At 71.8% G+C, this 17,574-nt stretch carries 18 protein-coding genes and 1 pseudogene; 9 read left to right on the top strand and 10 right to left on the bottom strand.

What is annotated here, in order from left to right:
* Positions 1-24: 24 nt before the first annotated feature.
* The 3 genes from E1294_RS09765 (at position 25) to E1294_RS09755 (ending at position 1,780) form a co-directional block, all read left to right on the top strand.
* Positions 25-795, top strand: a complete 771-nt coding sequence (locus E1294_RS09765; protein WP_132506994.1) for an aminoglycoside phosphotransferase family protein — start codon at positions 25-27, stop codon at positions 793-795.
* A gap of 74 nt (positions 796-869) precedes the next feature.
* Positions 870-1,406: a YdeI/OmpD-associated family protein gene (locus tag E1294_RS09760; protein ID WP_132506992.1), complete on the top strand. Its 537-nt coding sequence runs from the start codon at positions 870-872 to the stop codon at positions 1,404-1,406.
* 89 nt (positions 1,407-1,495) lie between these two features.
* Positions 1,496-1,780, top strand: a complete 285-nt coding sequence (locus tag E1294_RS09755) for an antitoxin (protein ID WP_132506990.1) — start codon at positions 1,496-1,498, stop codon at positions 1,778-1,780.
* A gap of 5 nt (positions 1,781-1,785) precedes the next feature.
* Here E1294_RS09755 and E1294_RS09750 read toward each other — a convergent pair whose 3' ends face one another.
* Both E1294_RS09750 and E1294_RS09745 read right to left on the bottom strand, forming a co-directional pair.
* On the bottom strand, positions 1,786-2,589 hold the full coding sequence (locus E1294_RS09750; protein ID WP_132506988.1) for an MBL fold metallo-hydrolase: 804 nt from the start codon (positions 2,587-2,589) through the stop codon (positions 1,786-1,788).
* A 9-nt stretch (positions 2,590-2,598) separates the two neighbouring features.
* Positions 2,599-3,921: an MFS transporter gene (locus E1294_RS09745; RefSeq protein WP_132506986.1), complete on the bottom strand. Its 1,323-nt coding sequence runs from the start codon at positions 3,919-3,921 to the stop codon at positions 2,599-2,601.
* Positions 3,922-4,057: 136 nt separating this feature from the next.
* Here E1294_RS09745 and E1294_RS09740 point away from each other — a divergent pair, with 136 nt between their 5' ends.
* Positions 4,058-5,539: a cobyric acid synthase gene (locus tag E1294_RS09740; protein ID WP_132506984.1), complete on the top strand. Its 1,482-nt coding sequence runs from the start codon at positions 4,058-4,060 to the stop codon at positions 5,537-5,539.
* A 67-nt stretch (positions 5,540-5,606) separates the two neighbouring features.
* Here the strand turns inward: E1294_RS09740 and E1294_RS09735 are convergent, their stop codons facing one another.
* The 5 genes from E1294_RS09735 to E1294_RS09715 all read right to left on the bottom strand — a co-directional run bounded on the left by E1294_RS09735 (position 5,607) and on the right by E1294_RS09715 (position 9,588).
* The gene (locus E1294_RS09735) at positions 5,607-6,491 is read right to left on the bottom strand and encodes an SDR family NAD(P)-dependent oxidoreductase (protein ID WP_132506982.1); all 885 of its coding nucleotides are present in this window, start codon (positions 6,489-6,491) and stop codon (positions 5,607-5,609) included.
* A gap of 184 nt (positions 6,492-6,675) precedes the next feature.
* Entirely contained in the window at positions 6,676-7,104 is a 429-nt protein-coding gene (locus tag E1294_RS09730) for a peptidase inhibitor family I36 protein (RefSeq protein WP_132506980.1), read from the bottom strand.
* 287 nt (positions 7,105-7,391) lie between these two features.
* Positions 7,392-8,009, bottom strand: coding sequence for a LysE family translocator (locus E1294_RS09725; protein WP_132506978.1), 618 nt, complete (start codon positions 8,007-8,009; stop codon positions 7,392-7,394).
* 4 nt (positions 8,010-8,013) lie between these two features.
* Complete coding sequence (locus tag E1294_RS09720; RefSeq protein WP_132506976.1) at positions 8,014-8,961, bottom strand: quinone oxidoreductase family protein; 948 nt, start codon at positions 8,959-8,961, stop codon at positions 8,014-8,016.
* A 249-nt stretch (positions 8,962-9,210) separates the two neighbouring features.
* The gene (locus E1294_RS09715) at positions 9,211-9,588 is read right to left on the bottom strand and encodes a Vgb family protein (RefSeq protein WP_220447644.1); all 378 of its coding nucleotides are present in this window, start codon (positions 9,586-9,588) and stop codon (positions 9,211-9,213) included.
* A gap of 122 nt (positions 9,589-9,710) precedes the next feature.
* Between E1294_RS09715 and E1294_RS52570 the strand changes: the two genes are divergently transcribed.
* Together E1294_RS52570 and E1294_RS09710 are read left to right on the top strand one after the other, a co-directional pair.
* The gene (locus E1294_RS52570) at positions 9,711-9,857 is read left to right on the top strand and encodes a hypothetical protein (RefSeq protein WP_165977194.1); all 147 of its coding nucleotides are present in this window, start codon (positions 9,711-9,713) and stop codon (positions 9,855-9,857) included.
* Positions 9,793-10,029, top strand: a pseudogene (locus tag E1294_RS09710) (zinc ribbon domain-containing protein); the annotation flags it as partial. The gene E1294_RS52570 and the pseudogene E1294_RS09710, both read left to right, overlap by 65 nt.
* Here E1294_RS09710 and E1294_RS09705 read toward each other — a convergent pair.
* Positions 10,012-10,572: an ATP-binding cassette domain-containing protein gene (locus tag E1294_RS09705; RefSeq protein ID WP_246082910.1), complete on the bottom strand. Its 561-nt coding sequence runs from the start codon at positions 10,570-10,572 to the stop codon at positions 10,012-10,014. The pseudogene E1294_RS09710 and the gene E1294_RS09705 sit on opposite strands and share 18 nt — an antisense overlap.
* 158 nt (positions 10,573-10,730) lie before the next feature.
* On the opposite strand from E1294_RS09705, the gene E1294_RS09700 reads away from it, so the two are divergent.
* The gene (locus E1294_RS09700; RefSeq protein ID WP_132506974.1) at positions 10,731-11,279 is read left to right on the top strand and encodes a TetR/AcrR family transcriptional regulator; all 549 of its coding nucleotides are present in this window, start codon (positions 10,731-10,733) and stop codon (positions 11,277-11,279) included.
* Between the two features lie 4 nt (positions 11,280-11,283).
* Here E1294_RS09700 and E1294_RS09695 read toward each other — a convergent pair whose 3' ends face one another.
* Both E1294_RS09695 and E1294_RS09690 read right to left on the bottom strand, forming a co-directional pair.
* The gene (locus E1294_RS09695; RefSeq protein ID WP_246082909.1) at positions 11,284-12,915 is read right to left on the bottom strand and encodes a serine/threonine-protein kinase; all 1,632 of its coding nucleotides are present in this window, start codon (positions 12,913-12,915) and stop codon (positions 11,284-11,286) included.
* A gap of 11 nt (positions 12,916-12,926) precedes the next feature.
* Positions 12,927-13,454: a hypothetical protein gene (locus E1294_RS09690; RefSeq protein WP_132506972.1), complete on the bottom strand. Its 528-nt coding sequence runs from the start codon at positions 13,452-13,454 to the stop codon at positions 12,927-12,929.
* Between the two features lie 206 nt (positions 13,455-13,660).
* Between E1294_RS09690 and E1294_RS09685 the strand changes: the two genes are divergently transcribed.
* Together E1294_RS09685 and E1294_RS09680 are read left to right on the top strand one after the other, a co-directional pair.
* Entirely contained in the window at positions 13,661-13,927 is a 267-nt protein-coding gene (locus tag E1294_RS09685) for a DUF6504 family protein (protein WP_132506970.1), read from the top strand.
* On the top strand, positions 13,927-17,568 hold the full coding sequence (locus E1294_RS09680; protein WP_181958478.1) for a DNA polymerase III subunit alpha: 3,642 nt from the start codon (positions 13,927-13,929) through the stop codon (positions 17,566-17,568). The genes E1294_RS09685 and E1294_RS09680 overlap by 1 nt, the downstream gene beginning before the upstream one ends.
* Positions 17,569-17,574: the final 6 nt, after the last annotated feature.

The following is a 17,574-nucleotide window of genomic DNA, read 5'->3' as shown; positions in this document are numbered from 1 at the left end:
CGAGGGAAGGAGCCCACGTTCCCCATGGCCGAGGAGATCGTGCTGCAGGACACGCCGCATCGCCGGGTGGTGCGCGTGGGCGACACCGTGCGCAGGCCGGTCCAGCCCTGGACGCCGGCGGTCCACGCGCTGCTCCGGCATCTGGAGGGTGTCGGGTTCCCCTACGCGCCGCGGGTGCTCGGGATCGACGAGCAGGGACGCGAGGTCCTCACCTACCTGGAGGGCGAATCCGGGCCGCAGAGCTGGGCCAAGGTGGTCGGCGACGCCGGGCTGGAGGCGTGCGCCCGGCTGTTGCGCGCCTACCACGACGCGGTCGCCGGCTTCGATCCGCCGGAGGAGCTCGTCTGGCACACGGGGCAGCGCGGGCTGGACGGTGGCGCGTTGGTCTGTCACGGCGACTTCGGGCCGTGGAACATCGTCTGGCAGGGCGAGGTCCCCGTCGGGATCCTCGACTGGGACTACGCCCGGCCGGCGGAGCGCCTGCACGACGTCGCCTACGCTCTGGAACACGTCGCGCCCTTCCGCGACGACGCCGAGTGCCTGCGCTGGCTGCGCTACCCTGAGCCGCCCGACCGCCGCCACCGGATGGCGTCGTTCGCCGCCGCCTACGGTCTCGCCGGCGCCGCCGGCCTGGCCGACAGGGTGATCGAGGTCCAGCGGGGCGTGGCCGCCCTGGTCCGCACGATGGCGGAAGCGGGGCACCAGCCGCAGGCCCAGTGGGTCGAGGAGGGATACCTCGACGAGGTGGGCCGCAGGATCGCCTGGAGCGTGGCCAACCGGCCGCTGTTCGACTGACCCGGGAAAGTGCTCAGTTGATGAGCACTTTGGGCGGGAGAATGGGCATCATCGCCGACTGATGGGAGCCACCGATGATGCACTTCGCCGACGCCGCCCAGTGGGAGTCGTGGCTGGGCGGGCACCACGAGGACGACGGCGGAGCCTGGCTGCTGATCGCCAAGAAGGGTGCGCCCGTCGTCTCGGTCACGGCGGGGGAGGCGCTGGACGTGGCACTCTGTTACGGCTGGATCGACAGCCACCGCAAGGCGCATGACGAGCACCGCTTCCTGCAGCGCTACTCCCGCCGCCGCAAGGGCAGCGCCTGGTCGCAGGTGAACGTCGAGCGCGTGGAGGTGCTGACCGCCGCCGGGCGCATGCGGCCGTCCGGCCTGGCCGAGGTGGCCGCCGCGCAGGCGGACGGCCGCTGGGCCGCCGCCTACGCCGCCCAGCGTGACATCACCGTCCCGCCCGACCTGGCCGAGGCGCTGGCGGCCCGGCCGCAGGCCGCCGCCCGCTTCGATGCGCTCGGCAGGACCGGCCGCTACCGGCTAATCCTGCCGCTGCTGAAGGCCAGGACCCCGGCCGGACGGGAAGCCCGCCTTGCCAGGGTGCTCGCCGAGCTGGCATGAGCCCGGCAGAAAGCCCGATGACCTGGGAGAACATTATGGGTTTAGGTCCGGGTAGGGGGCGACCGTAGCCTGAAGAAACGGGGAAACGCATGAGCCGCATCGGAGAATGGCTGAAGAAGGCGGAAAACCTGGCCAGGGGGCACTCCAAACACGCCGACCAGGTGCTCGACCGCGCCGAGGAATACGCCAAGGAGCGCACTGGGCACAAGTACGACGAGCAGATCAGCAAGGGCGCCGACGCGGTGCAGCAGCGCTACGGCGGCGGAGGCGCCGAGGGCTCGGAAGAGGAGCAGCGGAGCGCCCAGCAGGAGCAGGAGCAGGAGCAGGGGCAGCCGGGCCCGCAGGAGCAGCGGCGCAGGCCGCCGCAGGGCTGAGACGCTCAGCTTTCCTCGACGAAGCCGAGATAACGTTCGGCCGAGCGGCGCACGGCCGCAGCGCCGTCCGTGTGGACGACGCGGTTCCACCAGCCGCCGTAGACCCGGTTGAACGTGTACGGCTCCAGCAGCGACAGGGCGCGGCGCACGGTGTGCGGGCGTTCGGGGATGTAGTTGGGATAGCTGTACATGAAGCTCACCCAGCGCCGGTCCTGGACGACCTGGACGATGTCACCCGAGAACAGGGCGCCGTCGCCGCCCGACCAGTGCAGCACCTGGCCGCCCGCGAAGTGCACCCCCGCGTTGATCAGCGTCAGGTCGTCCGCGATCTGGTGGGTGTCGCCCTCCCAGAGGACCACCGCGTCGTCGGGGCGGGCCACCCACTGACGGTCGGCGGCGTGGATGTAGATCGGGACGTCGCCGAAAGCCCGCGACCATTCGATCATGGAGCCGTAGAAGTGGGGGTGGCTGATGGCGATGGCCGTCATTTCGCCCAGCTCTCTGACCGCGGCGATCAGCTGATCGTCCAGGTAGGAGACCATGTCCCACATCACGTTGCCCGCCGGTGTGCGGATGAGGAGGGCGCGCTGACCGATGGCCGTCGGCGGGGCGGTGCCGATGCCCACCACGCCGGGGCCCTCGTCCGCCACGCGTCCGCGATGGCCCTCGTCCGCCAGCCCGTCCAGGGTCGTCCACTGCTGGCCGTTCCACCCCACGTATTGGCGCTCGTCCTCGCAGATCGGGCAGTCGGTGCGCGGCTCGCCGTACTGGACGCCGCAGGTGCGGCATATGGGCAGGTCGGACGGCATCCCTCCAGCCTAGGGCCGGCGGGCCGCGTCCTCCAGGACCCTGCGCGCGTCGCGCTCGAACGACGCCCGTGCCCCGAGCGTGAGCAGGCCACCCACCACCATCGGGATCACCAGCAGGTACATGCCCGACTGCAGCGAGCCGAGCCGGTCCGAGGCGATGCCGACGATGAGCGAGCCGAAGGCGCCGCCCCCCGTGATGAGCAGCTGCAGCACCGCGAAGCCGATGCCCCGCGATGCGGCCGGCACCACGTCGGCCACGCACGCCATCATGTTGGGGATCGCGATCGACATCAGGGAGCAGGCCAGCAGCACGAGTGCCGTCAGCGAGCCGATCGAGTCCATCGACAACGCGAGCGCCAGCACCAGTGAGCCGGCGGTGATGCCGCCGCCGCCCGCGAGCAGCCGGCCGCCCTTGCGGCTGCCGTGCCACTTGCGGCCCAGCCACGAGCCGACCAGGGTGCCCGTCAGCGTGCCCACGACGGTGATCAGGCCGCTCAGCGAGCCGGCGGTGCCCACGCCGACGTCGAAGCCACGCACCATGAGCGTGGGCAGCCAGTAGAAGATGCCGGCCAGGCCGAGGGTGAGGAAGGACAGCCCGACGCAGACGAAGATCAGCGTGGGGATGGCCATCACCTGCCTGAGCTGCTGCCAGAACGGCGGCTTCGGCTCCGCCGCGGGCGTGGCGGGGGCGGCCTCGCCCTTGGCCACCAGCCGGTCCAGCTCGCCGCGGCGCGGCTCGCGCAGGAACCAGACCAGCAGCGCCGTGAGCACGCCGGGGACGACCATGACGAGGAACGCCGTGCGCCACGAGAACATCTCGGCCAGCACGCCGCCGAGCAGCGTGCCGACGCCGCCGAGGTAGGTGGTGACTCGTGTCAGCCCGTACGCCTTGGCGCGGCTGACCGGCGGGTAGTAGTCGGCGAGCAGGCTGCCCGCCGCCGGGTTGTCGATGTTCTCGGCCGCGGCCAGCAGTACCCGCATCAGGTAGAAGATGACGAAGCCGGTGGCCAGGCCGGAGCCGAGCGTGGCGATCGCCCAGACGAAGACGACCACCGCGATGATCCGCGTACGGCTGAACCGGTCGGCCAGGTAGCCGGCGGGCAGCGACACGATCGCGGCGGCCAGGGCTGCGGCCGTCGGGATGGAGCCGGCGGCGGTGTCGCTGAAACCCCATTCGCGCTGGATGAGAGGGAGCACGCCTGACAGGAGGTTGTGCTCGATGCGGTCGACGAGTCCGACGATGAAGAGGACGATCAGCGGCGCCCAGCCGAATGGCGCACGGGCCTGCGCGTCGATGGCGCCGGCGCGTGGCGAGCCCAACGTACCGACCATGCCCAGCCTTTCCCTAGGGAACTCTAGAATCGCGTTCTAGGGCTACGTTCTAGCCAGAGTGGCAGAAGTCACAGCTTTCGTAAATGGGTGATTTCCAGGAAATTTCGTGAGCGGTCGGCTCCGGTACGGTGCTCGCATGGTCAAGGGAGCGTTGCTGGTCGCGGGCACCACGTCCGACGCGGGCAAGAGCGTGGTCACCGCCGGCATCTGCCGCTGGCTCGCCCGCCGGGGTGTCCGCGTCGCGCCCTTCAAGGCCCAGAACATGTCGCTCAACTCGTACGTCACCGCCGATGGCGCCGAGATCGGCCGGGCACAGGCCATGCAGGCGCAGGCCGCCGGCGTCGAACCCGTCGCGGACATGAACCCCGTCCTGCTCAAGCCGGGCAGCGACCGCCGCAGCCAGGTCGTGCTCATGGGCAGCCCGGTCGCGGACGTCGACGCGATGGAGTACGGCGCGCTCAAGGACCTGCTCCGCACTACGGCGCTGGAGGCGCTGGGCAGGCTCAGGAAGCAGTACGACGTGGTGGTGTGCGAGGGCGCGGGCAGCCCTGCCGAGATCAACCTGCGCCGTGCCGACATCGCCAACATGGGCCTGGCCAGGGCCGCGAACCTGCCCGTGATCGTGGTCGGCGACATCGACAGGGGAGGGGTGTTCGCCGCGTTCTACGGCACCGTGGGGCTCCTGGACGCGGCCGACCAATCCCACGTTGCCGGGTTCGTCGTGAACAAGTTCCGCGGCGCGGCCGAACTGCTGGAGCCCGGGCTCGACATGCTCAGACGCCTGACGGGACGCCCGGTCTACGGCGTGCTGCCCTGGCTCGACGGGCTCTGGCTCGACGTGGAGGACTCGCTGGCCCTCGACGGCCGCAGGGTGGCCGCCGGCTCACCGCACGGCCGGCAGACCCTGCGAGTGGCGGTCGTACGGCTGCCCAGGATCTCGAACTTCACCGACCTGGACGCCCTGGCCGCCGAGCCGGGGGTGGTGGTGCGCTTCGTGACCGATCCGGTCGAGCTGGACGACGCCGACCTGGTGGTGTTGCCCGGATCCCGGGCCACGGTCGACGACCTGGCATGGTTGCGCGCGACCGGCCTGGCGGCGGCGATCGGCGACGGGGAGGGGCCCGTGCTGGGTATTTGTGGCGGGTTCCAGATGCTGGGGAGGGAGATCGTCGACACGGTCGAGTCCGGCGCGGGCCGGGTCGAAGGGATGGGGCGGCTGCCGGTGCGGGTCGAGTTCGCGCCGGAGAAGCGGCTCGGCCGGCCGGAGGGCGTCGCGTACGGGCAGCCCGTACGCGCTTACGAGATCCATCACGGCCGGGTGACCGTGGAGGGAGGCGAGCCGTTCCTCGACGGGTGCCGGGCCGGTCACGTCTGGGGCACCACCTGGCACGGCGCCCTGGAGAACGACGGCTTCCGCCGCGCCTTCCTGGCCGACGTGGCCGAACGCGCGGGGCGGGCCTTCGTACCGGCTCCCGGCACCGACTTCGCCCGGCTGAGGGAGGAACGGCTCGACGCGCTCGGCGACCTCGTCGAGCGGCACCTCGACACCGCCGCCCTGCTCCGGCTGATCGAGCACGGCCCTCCCGAGGTGCCCGTCCTGCCCCCGGGCGGCCTCTGATCCCCGGCCGGCGACGGCTTTCGTCGTCACGTGAGCGCCCCGGTCCTGCCTTACCGGGGTGGGGCGCTCACGGTTCGCGGACCGCGCTGCGGACGTTGTCCAGGTCTCCCTCTATCGGGCCGGTTTCGGGCATGGCCGACAGGATGGCCTGCGTCCGGGCGGTGATGAGGTCGATCCCCGCGCGGTCGGTGAGCACGTACAGGTCATTCGCCCGGATGGCACTGATCACGAGGTCGCCGACGGCGTCGGTGGGGACGCCGAAACGTGCCACGGCGGCATCGACCTTGGGCATGAGCTCGTCGATCCTGTCCTGGGCTCGTCTGAGCCCGGGGCCGCCGTGCTGGGCGGCGACCAGGGAGCGAGAGGACCGGGCGATGTTCGAGGCGACACCGCCGGGACACAGGACCGTGACGCCGACGGGATGCCCCGCCGTCTCGAGCTGGTGACGCAGCGACTCTGACAGGCCCACGACGGCGAACTTCGACGAGGTGTACATCGGGCCCACTCCCGCGCCGATCAACCCGGCGGCGGAGGCGGTGTTCACGATGTGCGCGGGCCCGCCGCGGCCGAGCATGCGGGGCAGGAAGGTCTGGACACCGTTGACGACACCGCCGAGGTTGATGTCCAGGGCGAGGTCCCACAACTCGTAGGTCATGTCCGCGGGCCGCTCGGGAAACGCCAGCCCGGCGTTGTTGCACAACACCGTGACCGGGCCGAGCCGTGACTCGGCCTCGTCCGCCACGCGAGCGTAGGCTTCGCGGTCGCGTACGTCGAGGTGGAAGGCGGCCACCTCGGTCAGCTCGGCCAGCTCGGCGGCGGCCTCGCCGAGTGCGGCGTCGTCGATGTCGGCTATGGCGAGTTTGCCGCCCCGGCGGGCGAGGGCGCGGGCGATGCCGAGGCCGATGCCTTGCGCTGCTCCGGTGATGAACGACGTGGTGTTCGGGAAGTCCATGCCCGCACCCTAACACCTAGGTAAAGAGTCTCTACTTTTAGAGACCTTATAAGTTGTGGATGCGTGGGAGCGAAAGACGCTCGGCCGGTGGCTCGCAGCCGAGCGTCTTTCGCGGTCCGGGGCGAGTTCGGCGGCGGCGGCTTCGCGCCGCTCGCGCGATCCGGCCTTCACGACCGGAGGGTCGTCAACGTGGCCAGGCCACCACATCGACGGAGTCGTTCGAGGCGGGCGGCTCTTCCAAGGACCGGCCCGGGAACAGCGGGCGGGGCAGGCCGCCGTCGCGGTCGATCAGCAGGGCGACGCTGCCGGTGGCGTTGACCCATGAGGAGGCGTTGTCGGCGGCGGAAGGGCCGCCGACGCCGCCGGGCATGGGCAGGGCGCGCAGGTCGACGTCGTAGCCGGCGCCTATGCCGTAGGCCGGGCCGTTGCGGCCGTAGTCGCGGTACAGGCAGAGCGTGGCGGGCGGGCACGGCTCGACGGGCCCGAGGTGGATGACGCCAGGGGGCAGGACCCGCGCGGGGGCGGCCGCGGCAGGAAGGCCGAGAGTGCCGACGGTGGCGGTGGCGAGGGCCGCCCCGGTCAGCAGGCGGGCGAGGATGGCGGGACGGGGCATCGTTGGAGCACCTCCGGGAGGAGCGGTGGACTGACCACCCCACCCTTCCGCAACGCTACGTTCATGACCAGATGCGCAGAGTGACAGATCCGCTGCTGTGGTTGCCATCGTGATCTGGCGTGCCGGTTACGTGTGTTCCTCCCCTCGACGAAGGCCGCGCCGATCAGCTGTCCGCGGACGGTCGGCGCACGCTTTCCCGAGAGCCCGTTCCGGGCCTCAGGGAGCCGGCCCGCCGTCCGTACGGGAGCGGGCAGGAACCGTCGGCGGGCGGCATGAGACGCCCCCGATCAGTCGGTGAACGCCAGGCGTACGCCGAAGCCGACGATGACGACGCCGGTCAGCCGGTCGAGGAACTGCCGCACGCCGGGCGAGCGCAGGAACCCGCTCATCAGCGACGCGAACCAGATCAGCGCGACGCTCCACAGCAGCCCCTCGACCACGTGAACCCCGGCCAGCAGCAACCCCATGACCGCGTGCGGCGCCTCCTCCGGGATGAACTGCGGCAGCATGGCCACGTAGAAGACGCCGACCTTGGGATTGAGCAGGTTGGTCATCAGCCCGCGGCCGAACCCCTTCCCGAACCCGACCGCCTGCTGCTCCGGCAGCGCGTGCGCGTCCGCCCTGGTCAGGATCATGCGCAGGCCCATCCACACGAGGTAGGCCGCACCCGCCCAGCGCAGCACCTGGTAGGCCGTCTCCGAGGCGGTCAGCAGTGCCGACAGCCCCGCCGCCGTGAGCACACCCCAGATCAGGGTGCCGAGCTGGATGCCCAGCGTCACGCCCCAGGCCGGCCCCCGGCCCGCCAGCAACGAGGTCCGGAGGATGAGGGCCGTGTCGAGGCCCGGGGTCAGCGTGAGCAGGGCGACCACGGCGGCGAACGATAACACCGATCCTGCGATGTCCATGCTGTCAGGGTAGGAGGAGGAGTTTTCCTGTCGTACGGCGGGCCGCGAGGTCTTCGTGGGCCTGGCGCGCCTCGGCCAGCGCGTAGCGGCGCGAGATGGGGATCGTGAGCTGCCCCGCCGAGATCCAGCCGAACAGGTCGGACGCGCGTTGCAGCAACTCCTCGCGTTGCGCGATGTGGTGCACGAGCGTGGGCCTGGTAAGGAAGAGCGAGCCCTTCCGGTTGAGCGTCTGGGGATCGAGCGGCGGGACCGGGCCGCTGGCGGCGCCGTACAGGGCCATGAGGCCGCGCGGCCGCAGCACCTCCAGGCCGCCGTCGAAGGTCGTTTTGCCGACCCCGTCGTACACGACGTCGATCTTGCCGCGCAGGGCGTCGGTGAAGTCGTCGTAGCGCAGCACCTCGTCGGCGCCCGCCTGCCGGGCCAGCTCGGCCTTCTCGTCGGTGGAGACCGTGGTGTGGACCTTGGCGCCCTTGAGCTTGGCCAGCCGGATCAGCAACTGGCCCATGCCGCCCGCCCCGGCGTGAATTAGCACCTGATCGCCCTCGCGCACCTCGTGGGTGGAGTGGGTGAGGTAGTGGGCCGTCATCCCCTGGAGCATCGCCGCAGCCGCCACGTCGGCCGGCACGCCATCGGGCACCGGCACCGCACGGGCCGCCGGCACCACCACCTTGCCGCTGTAACTTCCCATGACGTCGGCCCAGGCCACGGCGTCGCCCACGGCGAGGTCACGCACCCCTGGCCCCACGGCCGAGACCGTGCCGGCGCCCTCCATGCCGATGGACGTGGGAAGGCTGAGCGGGTAGGCGCCGGAGCGATGGTAGATGTCGATGAAGTTGACCCCGGCGGCGGAGACGTCGACCACGACCTCGCCCTCACCCGGCACCGGGTCGGGGCGCTCGGCGTACTCGAGAACCTCTGGGCCGCCCTGGGCGGAAACGACGATGCTCTGCATCCCCCTAGTCAACTCCTTCACCGCCGCCTGATCCAACCGGCCCTGACCGTGTCGGCGCGATCCTGCCCAAGGACCGCCCCACCTGGGAACGGTCCCGCCAGAGAAGGGCCCAACCCCGTAACGGCCCAACCCAGGACCGGATCCTGAACCCGGTGTGGCCGGACGGTGGGCGCCGGTGTGGCGAGCGCCGTGGTGGCCGGGCCACCTTGTCGGGGCGGCAGGACGTGGTGGCCCCCGGCGCCTGGGTGGTCAGGCTGCCGGTCCTGGGGACACGCTGGCCAGGGCGCCCGCCTCCAGCGCCACCCAGATCGCCCCGTCGGGGCCGACCGTCAGCCCGTGCGGCTCGCCCTCGCGCACGCCGTCAGGCCCGTGGGCGAGATCGTCAGGAAGGCGGGGGAGCGGATGGTGGTCGATGACGCCGTCGATCGTGATGCGGCCGAGGCGGCCGGCGGCCCATTCGGTGAACCAGAGAGCGCCGTCGGGGCCGGTGACGATGGCGTGCGGGCGGGCCTCCCGGTCGGGAAGGGCGAATTCGCTGATGGCGCCCGCGGTGTCGATCCGGCCGACCTGGCCCGCGCCGATCTCCACGAACCACAGCGCCCCGTCGGGCCCCAGCGTGATGCCCACCGGTGCGCTGTGCCCCTCATCGTGGCATTCCTTCGCGGATACCCCCGGCTTCGGCCGGGGGAGGAAACGACGCCCTTGCGGAGCAGGGCAGGGGCAGCCGATACGCCGCCAGGGCGGATCGCATGGTGGACGACAAGGCGCTGCAGGAACGCACGCGCGCGTGGTGCGGCGAGCAGCGCCGCGTCTCCTACGTGCAGCTGGGTCCCCTCCGGCAAGCTGTGCGGGGCGTGCGGCGCCATCGCGGCGAAGCTGCCGCCGAACGTCCGTGAATGGACGTGCGACTGCGGCACCGTGCATGACCGCGATGTGAACGCGGCCCGCAACATCCTGGCGGCCGGGCTGGCCGTGTCTGCCTGTGGAGCTGGTGTAAGACCTCAACGGGAGTCCTCCCGGACGGGGCGGCCGGCGACGAAGCAGGAACCCCTACGGCGCGAGCCGTAGGTCTCCCCCTCGTAACGAGGGGGAGAGAGTCAGGAGCTCGATCTGGTCGCCTCGGAAGCGCCGGGTGAGGGCGCGGTCGTGTGACACCACGACGAGCGTGCCGTCGTACGCGTCGAGCGCCTGCTCCAGCTCCTCGGCCAGCACCGGCGACAGGTGATTGGTCGGCTCGTCGAGCAGCAGCAGGTCGTGCTCCCGCCCCAGCAGCCTGGCCAGCGCGAGCCTGCGCTGCTGCCCGACCGACAGGGCGCCCACCTTCTGGTCGAGGGTGTGCGGCCGGAAGAGGCCGGTGCCGAGCAGGGCCGCACGGCGTTCGTCGGCGTAGCCGAGGCCGTAGGCGTCCAGCACGGTCTGGCCGGGGTCGAACGTGACCTCCTGCGGCAGGAACCCGACCCTGACCCCGGCCCTGCCCTCGACGCTGCCCCCCTCTCCGCCCCGGGCGTGCTCGGCGATGGTCTGGAGCAGCGTGGACTTGCCCGAGCCGTTGTCGCCGACGATGCCCGCCCGCTCGCCGGGGCCCACGGACATGGACGCGTCGACGAGCACGGCGCGATCGCCGTAGGTCTGGGAAACCTTCCGGAGGCTGATCAGGATAGAACTCCAATCGCAACTGATGTAGCTTTAGTGTGGCATGCGGGGGAAGGTTAATGCAACTGGAGTAGATTTTGCAGTCGGACAAGCGTCCAGGAGGGCGGAGCGCGCGCGTGCGCGACGCCGTGCGCCAGGCGACGCTCGCCGAGCTGGGCGAGCGCGGCTACGCGGGCTTGACGGTGGAAAACGTCGCCGAGCGGTCAGGGGTGCACAAGACGACGGTCTACCGGAGGTGGGGCAACGTCGAGGGCCTGATCTCCGACGCTCTCGAGCTGGCCACGGACGAGCCGTGGCCGGTTCCCGACACCGGTTCGATCGAAGGCGATCTGCGAGGCATCGTCCAGCTGGTGCGCACCGGCTTCGACGATCCGGAGCTGGGGCCGGTCTCGTCGGCGTTCGTGGCGGCCGCCATGCAGAGCCCCGACGCGGCGCGGGCGCTGCACGAGTTCTTCGTGGCGCGGCACGAGCAGTCGGCCGACGTGGTCCGGCGGGCGGTCACGCGGGGGGAGCTGCCCGGCCTCGTCGACGTCCGCGAGGTGATCAGGGTCGCGGTCGCCCCCGTCTACTACCGGCTGTTCGTCGCGCACGAGCCGGTGACCGAGCAGGACGCCGACCGCGCCGCCGACGCCGCGCTCGCCGCCGCCCGCGCCGGCGTGCTCTGAGCGCTCAGGTCTCCTTCTGGGCGCGCAGCTCGAAGTCGTCGAACGTCGTCTTCAGCAGTGACCTGCCGTCCTTCGCCGTACGCGCGAACAACCCCACGTAGCCGTTGCCGATCCCGTTGGGGTCGTCCACCTGGTGCACCTGCTGGTCGTTCACCCACATGGTCAGCCGCACCGTCGTCCCCTGCTGCTCGCACGACGCCACGATGCGGGCGGGCTTGCCGGGCAGCCCGTCGACCTGGACCGGCTGGGCCAGTGTGCCGCCGGCGCCGTCGACGATGCGCCGGATCCTGGCCTGCCCCTTGGTGTCGAGCCCGAACTCGTAGTAGGTGTCGTCCTCGTCGGAGTTGTGGCAGTAGACGCCGTATTCGCCGGTGCCCGTCGACCTCTTGACCTCCGAGGTCACGGCGACCACGACGGACGACGGCAACATCGGCGTGGGCGTGGCCGAGGGGTCGGGCGTGGTCGAGGGCTTGGCGATGAGGAAGGGGATGGGCGCCTTCGCCCAGCGCTCCTCGTAGCCCTCCTCGACGTCCAGCCCGTAGGTGCCGTCCGTGCGGTATCCGTAGCTGGAGCTCTGCTCCGGGTCGTAGGTGCCGTTCCAGCCGCCGGTGGTCTGCGTGAAGTCCTCGCGGTAGAGGACGCGCAGGTCGTCGGGCGGCCCATGGGGGCCGAGCAGGGCCCACGCGGTCACCCCGGCGGCCACGACCAGCGCCGTGGCCGCCGCGATCCCGGCGACCAGCTTGCCGTGCCCCTTCGCCGCACCCGGCCGCACGCTGGTGTAGGGGGCGGTGGCGGCCTGCTGCCAGCTCACCTGTACGGTCTGCGCCGCCTGCTCCGGCCCGGCCGACCGCCCGACGAGATGGTCGAGCAGCTGCTGCGCGGTCGGCCGGGCGGCCGGGTCCTTCCGCAGCGCGGCCCCGACCAGCTCGCGCAGGCCGGGTTCGACGGCGTCGAGGGCCGGCTCGGTGTTGAGCACCTGGTAGACGATCGCCGGCAGCGTGTCGCCGCCGAAGGGCGCCCGCCCGCTGGCCGCGTACGCCACCAGGCACCCCCACGAGAACACGTCGCAGGCCGGGGACACCGGATCGCCCCGCAACACCTCGGGAGCCATGTAGCGGGGCGTGCCGACCAGCTCGCCGGTGCCCGTGACGCCGCCGAGCGTGTCGAGCGCCCGAGCGATGCCGAAGTCGATCACCCGCGGGCCGACGGGGGACAGCAGCACGTTGGACGGCTTGAGATCTCTGTGCACGACGCCGGCGCCGTGGATGGCGGTGAGCGCGGTGGCGACGCCGACGGCCAGCGCGTCGAGGCTGGACCCGCGCAGGGGCCCTGACCGGCGTACAGCCTCCTCGAGGTTGGGGCCCGGCACGTATTCGGTGACGACGTAGAGCTGGTCGCCGTCGAGAGCGGCCTCGATCACCGCGGCCGTGCAGAACCTGCGCACCCGCTGGGCCGCGTCGGCCTCCCGGCGGAACCGCATGCGGAACTGCTCGTGCTGGGTGAGCTCCGGGTTGATCACTTTGACGGCGACGCGTTGCCCGGTGGGATCCTCGGCAAGGTGGACCGTGCCCATCCCGCCTCGGCCCAGCACGTTCAGCAGCCGGTAGTGCCCGATCTGGGATGTTTCACCGCTCACGGCGCGCTAGCTTACCGATACCGGCCTGCTCGGCGCAGATCCGTACGGAACCCGTGTGCGCCGCGCGTAGGCCGACGCCGCCACGGCCAGCCCGGTTCCCCACGCGACGTAGGCGGGCACGGTGGCCCAGGAGAACGCCTCCGGCAGGTCGCCCGCGCCGAACGGGACGCGCAGCCGACGCAGGCCGCCTTGCTGGCGGCGCCCAGCGGATGGACCGGGATCCCCGACCCAGGGATGATCGTGCCGACGGCGTCGAGCAGCAGCAGGGCCCCCGACACCACGAACGCGCCGCCCACCGCCCACGCCACGGCGGCGAGCGCCGTCCTGGCCGGACCGGCCGGACGGACGGTCATCATGGCCACGAGCGTCCCCGCCGCCGCGCCGCACAGGGCCACGGCTCCCCACCCGGTGAAGGCGACCAGGTCGGGACCGACCGGTGACAGGCGCTCCGGCATGGACCCGGGTTGCCAGTAGACCCGGAGCCCGCCGTAGAGGGCCACGGACACGAGGGCGAGCCCCGCCGCTGAAAGCTTCCTCATGGCCGCCATCCTGCGATGGCCCCGCCGGCCGCGCCTCCCCATGAGGAGGCGTTCTCTTCCCCCGTACGGGGGAAGAAGGGCCGCCTCGGGGGCGGGGTAAAACGACTTGCGTTTCGGGCGCTGAGAACATATGTTCGAGATGTATAAAGCGCCCGCCTTCCCCCGGGCGGCTCCACATACAGACCAGAGCCGCGGGGAGAAGCGTCTTGAGCAGACTCTATGGCGATCCGATAGAGGTGTGGACCAGAGACGGGGAGCCGACCCAGTTCGTCTGGCGTGACCGCCTCTATCTCGTGCGCCGGATCCTCGACCACTGGGTGGTCGCGCGCGAGTGGTGGAAGACCGGCGAGGGCGATCCGGGCGAGCGCCGGTTCTGGCGGGTCGAGGCGGGCCCCGGCCGCGAGGTGGGCTCCTACGAGCTGCGCTACGACACCGCCGGCAACGGCTGGCTGCTGCTGAGGGCGTGGGACTGATGGCGCCCCCGTTCCCGCACCTCAACGTGTGCTCGGCCTACTCCATGCGCTACGGCACCGCCTTCCCGCGCGCGCTGGTGAGCCGGGCGGCGGAGCACGGCATGGACATCCTGGCGCTGACCGACCGCGACGGGCTCTACGGCGCGATCAAACACGTCCAGGCGTGCGCCGAGGCCGGCATCGCGCCGGTGCTCGGCGTGAACCTCGCGCTCGACGTCCCGGCGCCCAGCCTGCTGCCGGGGCTGCCGCCGCCCCGGCAGCCGGCTGGGCGTCCCAAGACCGGCCCCGGCGCGGAAGACCGCGTCACGGTGCTGGCCCGCGCGGGCGGCTGGTCCCGCCTGTGCCGCCTGGTCACGGCCGCCCACCACGCCGGCGAGCGGGGCGCGCCCAGGCTGACCCGCGAGCTGGCCGGCGAGTGGGCGGGCGGGCCGGGCGGCGACCACGGGTTCGGCGCCGATGACGGGCTCGTGGTGCTGCTCGGCCCCAGGTCCGACGTGGGCCGCGCGGTGGCGGAACGCCGCGACGAGCAGGCGAGGACGCTGCTCGGCCTGTGGCGCGCCGCGGTGCCCGGCGTGGTGATCGAGCTGGTCGACCAGTACGGTTTCCGCGACGCCATCACGGCCGTGCGCATGCTCGGGCTGGCCGAGTCGATGGGCGTGCCGGCCGTGCTGACCAACGCCACCCGCTACCTCGACCCGGCCGACCACCAGGTCGGCGACGTGCTCGACGCGGCCCGCCAGCTCGTCCCGCTGCACCCTCGCCACCTCGACCGCACCACCTCCCACGCCTACCTCAAGAGCGGCAAGGAGATGATGCAGGTCGCGGCCAAGGTCTGCGGCGCCGACCAGGAGCGGGTCGCGAAGTTGCTGTTCACCACCAGGCGGCTGGCCGAGGCGTGCGCGATCGACCCGGCCGGGCTGCTCGCGCTCCGGAACGACCCGCCCAACCTGCACCTGCCCGAGATCGGCCGCGACCCGGTGCCGCTGCTGCGCCACCGCGTCGAGGACGGCCTGCTCACGCGCGGCCTCGACCGCTCGGCCGACGCCAGGCGGCGCCTCGAGGACGAGCTGGCCATCATCGAGAAGAAGCGCCTGTCCGGATATTTCATCGCCGTGGCCGGCATCACCGACATGATCCGCGGCATGGGCATCCGCTGCGCCATCCGCGGCTCGGGAGCGGGCAGCCTGGTCAACTACCTCATCGGCATCGGCGAGGTCAACCCGCTCGACCACGGCCTGCTCATGGAGCGTTTCCTGTCGGAGGGCCGCATCGGGCTGCCCGACATCGACGTCGACGTCGAGTCGGCCCGCCGCCTCGACTGCTACAAAGCCATCTTCGAGCGCTACGGCGAGGCGCGCGTGGCATGCGTGTCCATGATGGAGACCTACCGGGCGCGCAGCGCCATCCGCGACGTCGCCGGCGCGATGGGCCTGCCGCCGCACGAGATCGACGCCATCGCCAAGGCGTTCCCGCACATCAGGGCCAAGCAGATCACCGCGTCGCTGAACGACCTGCCCGAGCTGCGCGAGAGCCGGCTCGGCGACGCGGGGCTGGAGCGGGTGTTCCGGCTGGCGGAGAAGCTCGACGGCCTGCCCAGGCACATCGCGCTGCACCCGTGCGGCGTGCTGGTCGGCAACGCGGGGCTGCGCGACAGGACGCCGGTGGAGCGCAGCCTGCTGGAGTTCCCGATGTCGCAGTTCGACAAGGAAGACGTCGAGGAGGCCGGGCTGCTCAAGCTCGACGTGCTGGGCGTGCGGATGCAGTCGGCGCTGGCGTACGCGCTGGGCGAGATCAAGCGGGTGGACGACGTCGTGGTCGAGCTGGACACCCAGCAAGGGGACGCGTCGGATGTTCAATACGTCCCGCACGACGACCAGGACACCTACGACATGATCAGCGCCGGCCGCACCCTCGGCTGCTTCCAGATCGAGTCGCCCGGGCAGCGCGAGCTGGTCGCCAAGCTGGAGCCGCGCAGGATGCACGATTTGATCGTGGACATCTCGCTGTTCCGTCCCGGCCCGGTCAACTCCGACATGGTCACCCCCTACCTGGAGGCCAGGCACGGGTGGCGCAGGCCGTACTACCCGCACGAGAGGCTGCGGGAGGCGCTGAAGGAGACGCACGGCGTCGTGGTGTTCCACGAGCAGGTGCTCAAGATCATCTCGGTGATGACCGGGCGCGACCTGTCGTTCGCCGAGCTGTTGCGGCGCACCCTGGACACCCCGGAGGGGCGCGAACGGGTACGCAGGACGTTCGTGCCCATGGCCAGCGCCAACGGGTTCGGCGACGCGGCCGTCGAGCGGGCCTGGGAGGTGCTCGACGCGTTCGGGGCGTTCGGGTTCTGCAAGGCGCACGCGGCGGCGTTCGCGCTGCCCACCTACCAGTCGGCCTGGCTGAAGCGGCACCACGCGGCGGCGTTCTTCGCCGGCGTGCTCACGCACGAGCCTGGCATGTACCCACCGCGCGTCATCATCGACGAGGCCAGGCAGTGCGGCATCAGGATCCTGCCGCTCGACGTCAACAGGTCGGGCAAGGACTGGCTGGTCGAGCGGCTCGGGCCGCGCGTGCGGGTCCGCGTGCGCCCCTCGGAGCTGGGCGACGGCCCGGCCAGGCGGCGGGGCTTCCGCCAGGAGGAGATCGGCAAGGGGTACGCGTTGCGGGTGCCGTTCTCGGCGGTCAAGGGGGTGAGCGAGGCGGAGGTCGAGCGTATGGTCGCGGGACAGCCGTACACCTCGCTGGCCGACTTCTGGGACCGCGCCCGGCCCTCCCGGCCCACGATCGAGCGGATCGTCCAGGTCGGCGGCCTGGACGCGCTCCACGACCTGCACCCCGGCGGGCCCCGCTGGCGTCCGGGCGAGCTGACCCGCCGCGATCTGATCGCCCAGGTCGGCGCGCTCGACCGAGTCTCGGCGATCGGCGTGCGGGCGGGCCCGCGCAGGTCCAAGCGCTACGCCGCCCCGCCTTCCCGCGAGGAACACCCGTCCGTGCAGCTCCCGCTCGGTTTCGGCGAGCACCTCTCGCCGGGCGAGCTGCCCGAGATGACGGAGACGGAGATGGTCGAGGCCGAGCTGGAGATCCTGGGCATCGACGTCAGCCGGCACGTCATCAGCTTCCACGACGAGCTGCTCGACGCGCTCGAAGTGGTACGTTCCAGAGACCTCCTCGCCCAGCGCAACGGCGCGGAGGTGCTGGTCGCGGGGGTCAAGGTGGCGACCCAGACGCCTGCCGTGCGCTCGGGCCAGCGGGTCATCTTCGCCACGCTCGACGACTCGACGGGCCCGGTGGACCTGACGTTCTTCGAGTCGGTGCAGGGGCGGTGCGCGTCGATCGTGTTCGGCTCGTGGCTCATGCTGGCCAGGGGAGTGGTCAGGCGCACGGGCGCGCGGGCGGTGTCGATGCGCGCGGTCGACTGCTGGAACCTGGTGGATCTCGACGCGCTCTGGCGCTCCCAGGGCATCGAGGCGGTCCGCGCCGTCATCACCCAGACCCCGGACGACCTCGCGGGGGTCGGGGGCCGCGCCATCGAATATGCCAACGGCTTCAGGCTCTCGCCCTACTCCGACCTCGGCCCGGCCGTCACCGAACCGCCCAGGCGGCTCTGGCACGCCAGCCCCGGCAGCTCAGGCCCGACGGCCGCCTAGCGCTTG

It is taken from the genome of Nonomuraea diastatica (assembly GCF_004349015.1).
Taxonomy (GTDB): domain Bacteria; phylum Actinomycetota; class Actinomycetes; order Streptosporangiales; family Streptosporangiaceae; genus Nonomuraea; species Nonomuraea diastatica.
Note: the sequence above shows the minus strand (reverse complement) of the source record. Positions and strands in the feature narration are given on the sequence as shown.

What these genes read in the sequence shown, in the direction of transcription:
- E1294_RS09765 (WP_132506994.1), top strand. Translation starts at nt 25, where the DNA reads ATGGCCGAGGAGATCGTGCTGCAGGACACGCCGCATCGCCGGGTGGTG.
- E1294_RS09760 (WP_132506992.1), top strand. Translation starts at nt 870, where the DNA reads ATGATGCACTTCGCCGACGCCGCCCAGTGGGAGTCGTGGCTGGGCGGG.
- E1294_RS09755 (WP_132506990.1), top strand. Translation starts at nt 1,496, where the DNA reads ATGAGCCGCATCGGAGAATGGCTGAAGAAGGCGGAAAACCTGGCCAGG.
- E1294_RS09750 (WP_132506988.1), bottom strand. Translation starts at nt 2,589, where the DNA reads ATGCCGTCCGACCTGCCCATATGCCGCACCTGCGGCGTCCAGTACGGC.
- E1294_RS09745 (WP_132506986.1), bottom strand. Translation starts at nt 3,921, where the DNA reads ATGGTCGGTACGTTGGGCTCGCCACGCGCCGGCGCCATCGACGCGCAG.
- E1294_RS09740 (WP_132506984.1), top strand. Translation starts at nt 4,058, where the DNA reads ATGGTCAAGGGAGCGTTGCTGGTCGCGGGCACCACGTCCGACGCGGGC.
- E1294_RS09735 (WP_132506982.1), bottom strand. Translation starts at nt 6,491, where the DNA reads ATGGACTTCCCGAACACCACGTCGTTCATCACCGGAGCAGCGCAAGGC.
- E1294_RS09730 (WP_132506980.1), bottom strand. Translation starts at nt 7,104, where the DNA reads ATGCCCCGTCCCGCCATCCTCGCCCGCCTGCTGACCGGGGCGGCCCTC.
- E1294_RS09725 (WP_132506978.1), bottom strand. Translation starts at nt 8,009, where the DNA reads ATGGACATCGCAGGATCGGTGTTATCGTTCGCCGCCGTGGTCGCCCTG.
- E1294_RS09720 (WP_132506976.1), bottom strand. Translation starts at nt 8,961, where the DNA reads ATGCAGAGCATCGTCGTTTCCGCCCAGGGCGGCCCAGAGGTTCTCGAG.
- E1294_RS52570 (WP_165977194.1), top strand. Translation starts at nt 9,711, where the DNA reads ATGGTGGACGACAAGGCGCTGCAGGAACGCACGCGCGCGTGGTGCGGC.
- E1294_RS09690 (WP_132506972.1), bottom strand. Translation starts at nt 13,454, where the DNA reads ATGAGGAAGCTTTCAGCGGCGGGGCTCGCCCTCGTGTCCGTGGCCCTC.
- E1294_RS09680 (WP_181958478.1), top strand. Translation starts at nt 13,927, where the DNA reads ATGGCGCCCCCGTTCCCGCACCTCAACGTGTGCTCGGCCTACTCCATG.